Source organism: Burkholderia sp. Ac-20353, from assembly GCF_017104785.1.
In the GTDB taxonomy this organism is placed as follows: Bacteria; Pseudomonadota; Gammaproteobacteria; order Burkholderiales; family Burkholderiaceae; genus Burkholderia.
Map to the genome: position 1 here is coordinate 1 of NZ_JAAGPL010000297.1, position 7,707 is coordinate 7,707.

Annotated in this window: 3 protein-coding genes; all 3 read left to right on the forward strand. The window is 67.8% G+C overall.

Annotated features, from left to right (window positions below; genetic code table 11):
- Positions 1-1,229: MdtA/MuxA family multidrug efflux RND transporter periplasmic adaptor subunit (locus G3N94_RS38390; RefSeq protein WP_205799425.1), on the forward strand; the 1,229-nt coding region annotated here is incomplete at its 5' end.
- A 15-nt stretch (positions 1,230-1,244) separates the two neighbouring features.
- On the forward strand, positions 1,245-4,358 hold the full coding sequence (locus tag G3N94_RS38395; RefSeq protein WP_205799426.1) for an MdtB/MuxB family multidrug efflux RND transporter permease subunit: 3,114 nt from the start codon (positions 1,245-1,247) through the stop codon (positions 4,356-4,358).
- Between the two features lie 15 nt (positions 4,359-4,373).
- Positions 4,374-7,679, forward strand: a complete 3,306-nt coding sequence (locus G3N94_RS38400; RefSeq protein ID WP_205799427.1) for an efflux RND transporter permease subunit — start codon at positions 4,374-4,376, stop codon at positions 7,677-7,679.
- The last annotated feature ends 28 nt before the right edge of the window (positions 7,680-7,707 follow it).

The following is a 7,707-nucleotide window of genomic DNA, read 5'->3' on the forward strand; positions in this document are numbered from 1 at the left end:
CGCCGCTCTCCCGACCGGCGGCCGCCGCCGGCGGCGGCCGCAGCGGCCGCGGCGGTCCCACCGCGATGGCGAACGTGCCGCAGCCCGTGCAGGTCGCGTCCGCGACGCACGGCGAGATGCCGATCGTGCTGTCCGCGCTCGGCACCGTGACGCCGCTCGCGAACGTGACGGTGAAGACGCAGCTTTCGGGCTACCTGCAGTCCGTCGCGTTCCAGGAAGGGCAGCTCGTGAACAAGGGCGATGTGCTCGCACAGATCGACCCGCGCCCCTACCAGAACGCGCTCGAAAACGCCGAAGGCACGCATGCGCGCGACGAGGCGCTGCTCGCGACCGCGCGCCTCGACCTGAAGCGCTATCAGACGCTGCTCGCGCAGGATTCGATCGCATCGCAGACGGTCGACACGCAGAAGTCGCTCGTCAAGCAGTATGAAGGCACCGTGAAGACCGACCAGGCGGCGATCGATACGGCCAGGCTGAACCTCGTCTACGCGCGCATCACCGCGCCCGTGTCGGGCCGCGTCGGCCTGCGCCAGGTCGATCCCGGCAACTACGTGACGCCGGGAGACACGAACGGCATCGTCGTGATCACGCAGTTGCAGCCGATGAGCGTGATCTTCACGACGTCCGAGGACAACCTGCCGTCGATCGTCAAGCAGGTGAACGCGGGCAGCAAGCTGTCGGTGACCGCATACGACCGCAGCAACACGACCCCGCTCGAAACCGGCTCGCTCGCGACGCTCGACAACCAGATCGATACCACCACCGGTACGGTCAAGTTGCGCGCGACCTTCGATAACAAGGAAGGCCTGTTGTTCCCGAATCAGTTCGTCAACACGCGGCTGCTCGTCGACGTGATCCGCGACGCGACGATCGTGCCGACCTCGGCCGTGCTGACCGGCTCGATCGGCCAGTTCGTCTACATCGTGAAGCCGGACGACACGGTGACGGTGCGCAAGGTCAAGATCGGCCCGGTCGACGGCGAGCGTACGAGCATCGTCAGCGGCGTCACGGTCGGCGAGCGGGTCGTCACCGACGGCTCCGACCGCCTGCGCGAAGGCTCGAAGATCACGATCCCGGCCGACAAGCCGAAAGGCGCGTCGGGTACGCATGGCGCGAACGCAGCATCAGGCGCATCAGGCGCATCGGCTGCATCGGCTGCATCGGGCACGAAAGGCGGCGGCCACCGCGGCCAGCATCACGGCGGCGCATCGCAGGCGCCCGCCCAATAACGCGCGGGCTGCCCGATGAATCCGTCCCGCATCTTCATTCTCCGGCCAGTCGGCACCGCCCTCCTGATGGCGGCCATCATGCTGGCCGGCCTCGTCGCGCTGCGCTTCCTGCCGCTCGCGGCACTGCCCGAAGTCGACTATCCGACCATCCAGGTCCAGACCTTCTATCCGGGCGCGAGCCCCGAGGTGATGACGTCGTCGGTGACGGCGCCGCTCGAACGGCAGTTCGGGCAGATGCCGTCGCTGAACCAGATGTCGTCGCAGAGTTCGGCCGGCGCGTCGGTGATCACGCTGCAGTTTTCGCTCGACCTGCCGCTCGACATCGCCGAGCAGGAAGTGCAGGCCGCGATCAACGCGGCCGGCAACCTGCTGCCGTCCGACCTGCCCGCGCCGCCGATCTACGCGAAGGTCAACCCGGCCGACGCGCCGGTGCTGACGCTCGCCGTCACATCGAAGACGCTGCCGCTCACGCAGGTGCAGGACCTCGCCGACACACGGCTCGCGATGAAGATCTCGCAGGTCGCGGGCGTCGGCCTCGTCAGCCTGTCGGGCGGCAACCGCCCGGCCGTGCGGATCCAGGCGAACCCGACCGCGCTCGCGCAGTACGGGCTGAACCTCGACGACCTGCGCACGACGATCTCGAACCTGAACGTGAACACGCCGAAGGGCAACTTCGACGGCCCGACGCGCGCGTACACGATCAACGCGAACGACCAGCTGACGAGCGCCGACGAGTACCAGAGCGCCGTCGTCGCGTACAAGAACGGCCGCCCCGTGATGCTGACCGACGTCGCGAAGATCATCGACGGCTCGGAAAACACCAAGCTCGGCGCGTGGGTCGACTCGGAACCGGCGATCATCCTGAACGTGCAGCGCCAGCCGGGCGCGAACGTGATCCAGACGGTCGACGCGATCAAGGCGCAGTTGCCGAAACTGCAGGAATCGCTGCCCACCGCGCTCGACGTGCGCGTCGTCACCGACCGCACGACGATGATCCGCGCCGCGGTGCGCGACGTGCAGTTCGAGCTCGGGCTCGCAGTCGTGCTGGTCGTGCTGGTGATGTACCTGTTCCTCGCGAACGTGTACGCGACGATCATCCCGAGCCTGTCGGTGCCGCTGTCGCTGATCGGCACGCTCGCGGTGATGTACCTGTCCGGCTTCTCGCTGAACAACCTGTCGCTGATGGCGCTGACGATCGCGACCGGCTTCGTCGTCGACGACGCGATCGTGATGATCGAGAACATCGCGCGCTACGTCGAGGAAGGCGATTCGGCGCTCGAAGCAGCGCTGAAGGGCTCGAAGCAGATCGGCTTCACGATCATCTCGCTGACGGTGTCGCTGATCGCGGTGCTGATTCCGCTGCTGTTCATGGGCGACGTGGTCGGACGCCTGTTCCACGAGTTCGCGATCACGCTCGCGGTGACGATCGTGATCTCGGCGATCGTGTCGCTGACGCTCGTGCCGATGATGTGCGCGAAGCTCTTGCGCCACTCGCCGCCGCCCGAGAGCCACCGCTTCGAGGCGCGCGTGCACCAGGCGATCGACTGGGTGATCGCGCGCTACGCGGTCGCGCTCGAATGGGTGCTGAACCGCCAGCGCTCGACGCTCGTCGTCGCGGTGCTGACGCTCGCGCTGACGGGCCTGCTCTACGTGCTGGTGCCGAAAGGCTTCTTCCCGGCGCAGGACACCGGCGTGATCCAGGCGATCACGCAGGCGCCGCAGTCGATCTCGTACGGTGCGATGGCCGAGCGCCAGCAGCAGCTCGCGGCCGAGATCCTGAAGGATCCGAACGTCGAAAGCCTGACGTCGTTCATCGGCGTCGACGGTACCAACATCACGCTGAACAGCGGGCGGATGCTGATCAACCTGAAGGAGCGCGACCAGCGCAAGGAGACGGCGGCCGAGATTATCCGCGACCTGCAGCAGCGCGTGTCGCACGTGCCGGGCATCTCGCTCTACATGCAGTCGGTGCAGGACCTGACGATCGACTCGACCGTCAGCCCGACGCAATACCAGTTCATGCTGACGAGCCCGAACCCCGACGAGTTCGCGACCTGGGTGCCGAAGCTCGTCGCGCGCCTGCAGCAGGAGCCGTCGCTCGCCGACGTTGCGACCGACCTGCAGAACAGCGGCCAGTCGGTATACGTCGAGATCGACCGCACGAGCGCCGCGCGCTTCGGCATCACGCCCGCGACGGTCGACAACGCGCTCTACGACGCGTTCGGCCAGCGCATCGTGTCGACGATCTTCACGCAGTCGAACCAGTACCGCGTGATTCTCGAGTCCGCACCGAAGGAACAGCACTATGCGCAGTCGCTGAACGACCTCTACCTGCCGTCCGCGAGCGGCGGCCAGGTGCCGCTCGCATCGATCGCGACGTTCCACGAACGGCCGTCGCCGCTGCTCGTGTCGCACCTGTCGCAGTTCCCGTCGACGACGATCTCGTTCAACCTCGCGCCGGGCGCGTCGCTCGGCGAGGCGGTGAAGGCGATCGACGCGGCCGAGAAGGAGATCGGCCTGCCCCCGTCGTTCCAGACCCGCTACCAGGGCGCGGCGCTCGCGTTCCAGGCGTCGCTGTCGAACCAGCTGTTCCTGATCCTCGCGGCGATCATCACGATGTATATCGTGCTCGGCGTGCTGTACGAGAGCTACATCCACCCGATCACGATCCTGTCGACGCTGCCGTCGGCCGGCGTCGGCGCGCTGCTCGCGCTGATGCTGACCGGGCACGACCTCGACATCATCGGCATCATCGGCATCGTGCTCCTGATCGGCATCGTGAAGAAGAACGCGATCATGATGATCGACTTCGCGCTCGAGGCCGAGCGCGCGGAAGGCAAGCCGCCGCGCGAGGCGATCTACCAGGCGTGCCTGCTGCGGTTCCGGCCGATCCTGATGACGACGCTCGCCGCACTGCTCGGCGCGGTGCCGCTGATCGTCGGCTCCGGCGCCGGTTCCGAGCTGCGCCAGCCGCTCGGGATCGCGATCGCCGGCGGCCTGATCGTGTCGCAGGTGCTGACGCTGTTCACGACGCCCGTGATCTACCTCGGCTTCGATTCGCTCGCGCGCCGCGTGCGCGGCTGGTTCGAACGCCACGGCCCCGCTGCCGGCCCGCGCACGGATGCATAACGGGTGCATGAGTCAATGAACCTCTCGCGCCCTTTCATCACCCGGCCCGTCGCGACGACGCTGCTCGCGCTCGGCGTCGCGCTCGCGGGCCTGTTCGCGTTCATCAAGCTGCCCGTATCGCCGCTGCCGCAGGTCGACTTCCCGACGATCCTGGTGCAGGCGTCGCTGCCCGGCGCGAGCCCGGAGACCGTCGCGACCAGCGTGACGAGCCCGCTCGAGCGGCACCTCGGCTCGATCGCCGACGTGTCCGAGATGACGTCGACGAGCACGGTCGGCAATGCGCGGATCATCCTGCAGTTCGGGCTGAACCGCGACATCGACGGCGCCGCGCGCGACGTGCAGGCGGCGATCAACGCCGCGCGCGCGGACCTGCCCGCGTCGCTGAAGAGCAACCCGACCTACCGCAAGGTCAACCCGGCGGACTCGCCGATCATGGTCGTGTCGCTGACGTCCGATACGATGTCGGCCGCCAAGCTGTACGACGCCGCATCGACCGTGCTGCAGCAATCGCTGTCGCAGGTCGAAGGCGTCGGCCAGGTGTCGGTCAGCGGCTCGGCGAACCCGGCCGTGCGCGTCGAGCTCGAGCCGCAGGCGCTGTTCCATTACGGCATCGGGCTGGAAGACGTGCGTGCCGCGCTCGCGTCGGCGAACGCGAACAGCCCGAAGGGTGCGATCGAATTCGGCCCGCAGCGCTTCCAGCTCTATACGAACGACCAGGCATCGGACGCATCGCAATACCGCGACCTCGTCGTCGCGTACCGCAACGGCTCGGCCGTGCGGCTGGCCGACCTGTCCGACGTCGTCGATTCCGTCGAGGACCTGCGCAACCTCGGCCTCGCGAACGGCAAGCGCGCGGTGCTCGTAATCCTGTACCGCTCGCCCGGCGCGAACATCATCGACACGATCGACCGCGTGCGCACGGCGCTGCCACAGCTCACGGCCGCGCTGCCCGCCGACATCACGGTGACGCCCGTGCTCGACCGGTCGACGACGATCCGCGCGTCGCTGAAGGACACCGAGCACACGCTGCTGATTGCGGTCAGCCTCGTCGTGATGGTCGTGTTCCTGTTCCTGCGCAACTGGCGCGCGACGCTGATCCCGAGCGTCGCGGTGCCGATCTCGATCATCGGCACGTTCGGCGCGATGTACCTGCTCGGCTTCTCGATCGACAACCTGTCGCTGATGGCGCTGATCGTCGCGACCGGCTTCGTCGTCGACGATGCGATCGTCGTGCTCGAGAACATCACGCGCCACATCGAGAACGGCACGCCCAGGTTGCAGGCCGCGTTCGACGGCGCGCGCGAGGTCGGCTTCACGGTGCTGTCGATGAGCCTGTCGCTGGTCGCGGTGTTCCTGCCGATCCTGCTGATGGGCGGCATCGTCGGGCGGCTGTTCCGCGAGTTCGCGCTGACGCTGTCGCTCGCGATCGCCGTATCGCTCGCGGTGTCGCTGACCGTCACGCCGATGATGTGTGCGCGGCTGCTGCCGGAGGTGCACGACAAGCGCGCCGAGGGCCGCTTCGCGCGCTTCCTCGAGCATGGCTTCACGTCGCTGCAGCGCGGCTACGAGCGCTCGCTGTCATGGGCGTTGCGCCATCCGCTGCTGATCCTGCTGACGCTCGTCGCGACGGTCGGGCTGAACGTCTATCTGTACATCGTCGTGCCGAAGGGCTTCTTCCCGCAGCAGGATACGGGGCTGATGGTCGGCGGCATCCAGGCCGACCAGAGCACGTCGTTCCAGGCAATGAAGCTGAAGTTCTCCGAGATGATGCGGATCGTGCAGGGCAATCCGAACGTGAAGAGCGTCGCCGGCTTCACGGGCGGCTCGCAGACCAACTCGGGCTTCATGTTCGTCACGCTGAAGGATCGCACCGAGCGCAAGCTGTCGGCCGACCAGGTGATCCAGCAGCTGCGCCGGCCGCTCGCCGACGTCGCGGGCGCGCGCACGTTCCTGCAGGCCGCGCAGGACATCCGCGTCGGCGGCCGGCAGAGCAACGCGCAGTACCAGTTCACGTTGCTCGGCGACTCGACCCCCGAGCTGTACAAGTGGGGGCCGCTGCTGACCGAAGCGCTGCAGAAGCGCAAGGAGCTCGTCGACGTGAACTCCGACCAGCAGCAGGGCGGCCTCGAGGCGATGGTGACGATCGACCGCGCGACCGCCGCGCGGCTCGGCATCAAGCCCGCGCAGATCGACAACACGCTGTACGACGCGTTCGGCCAGCGCCAGGTCTCGACGATCTACAACCCGCTGAACCAGTATCACGTGGTGATGGAGGTCGCGCCGAAATACTGGCAGAGCCCGGAGATGCTGAACCAGGTCTGGGTCAGCACGTCGGGCGGCAGCGCGAGCGGCGCGCAGACGACCAACGCGGCGGCCGGCACCTACGTCGCGACGCGGGCCGGCACGTCGAGCGCCGGCACGGCCGCGCAGAGCGCCGCCGCGATCGCGTCCGATTCCGCGCGCAACCAGGCGCTCAATTCGATCGCGGCGAGCGGCAAGTCGAGCGCGTCGTCGGGTGCGGCCGTGTCGACGTCGAAGTCGACGATGGTGCCGCTATCGGCGATCGCGTCGTTCGGGCCGAGCACGACGCCGCTCGCGGTCAGCCACCAGGGCCTGTTCGTCGCGACGACGATCTCGTTCAACCTGCCGCCGGGCGTGTCGCTGTCGCAGGCGACGCAGGCGATCTACGAGACGATGGGCCAGATCGGCATGCCGCCGACGATCCACGGCAGCTTCCAGGGCACCGCGCAGGCATTCCAGCAGTCGACGAACGACCAGCCGATCCTGATCCTCGCGGCGCTGATGGCCGTCTACATCGTGCTCGGCGTGCTGTACGAGAGCTACATCCACCCGATCACGATCCTGTCGACGCTGCCGTCGGCCGGCGTCGGTGCGCTGCTCGCGCTGCTGCTGTTCAAGACCGAGTTCAGCATCATCGCGCTGATCGGCGTGATCCTGCTGATCGGTATCGTGAAGAAGAACGCGATCATGATGGTCGACTTCGCGATCGATGCGACGCGCAATCGCGGCAAATCGTCGTTCGACGCGATCCACGAGGCATGCCTGTTGCGCTTCAGGCCGATCATGATGACGACGATGGCCGCTCTCCTCGGCGCGCTGCCGCTCGCATTCGGCAGCGGCGACGGCGCCGAGCTGCGCGCGCCGCTCGGGATCGCGATCGCCGGCGGCCTGATCGTGTCGCAGATGCTGACGCTCTATACGACGCCGGTCGTCTACCTGTACATGGACCGGCTGCGGGTATGGGCCGAGCGGCGGCGCGGCCGGCGGCCGTCGGGTGGGCCGGCGGTCGCGGGCGAGTGACGGCAGTCGCGGGCGGCCGGACCCCGGC

Coding starts and splice junctions, on each gene's coding strand:
- G3N94_RS38395 (WP_205799426.1), top strand. CDS start 1,245: ATGAATCCGTCCCGCATCTTCATTCTCCGGCCAGTCGGCACCGCCCTC.
- G3N94_RS38400 (WP_205799427.1), top strand. CDS start 4,374: ATGAACCTCTCGCGCCCTTTCATCACCCGGCCCGTCGCGACGACGCTG.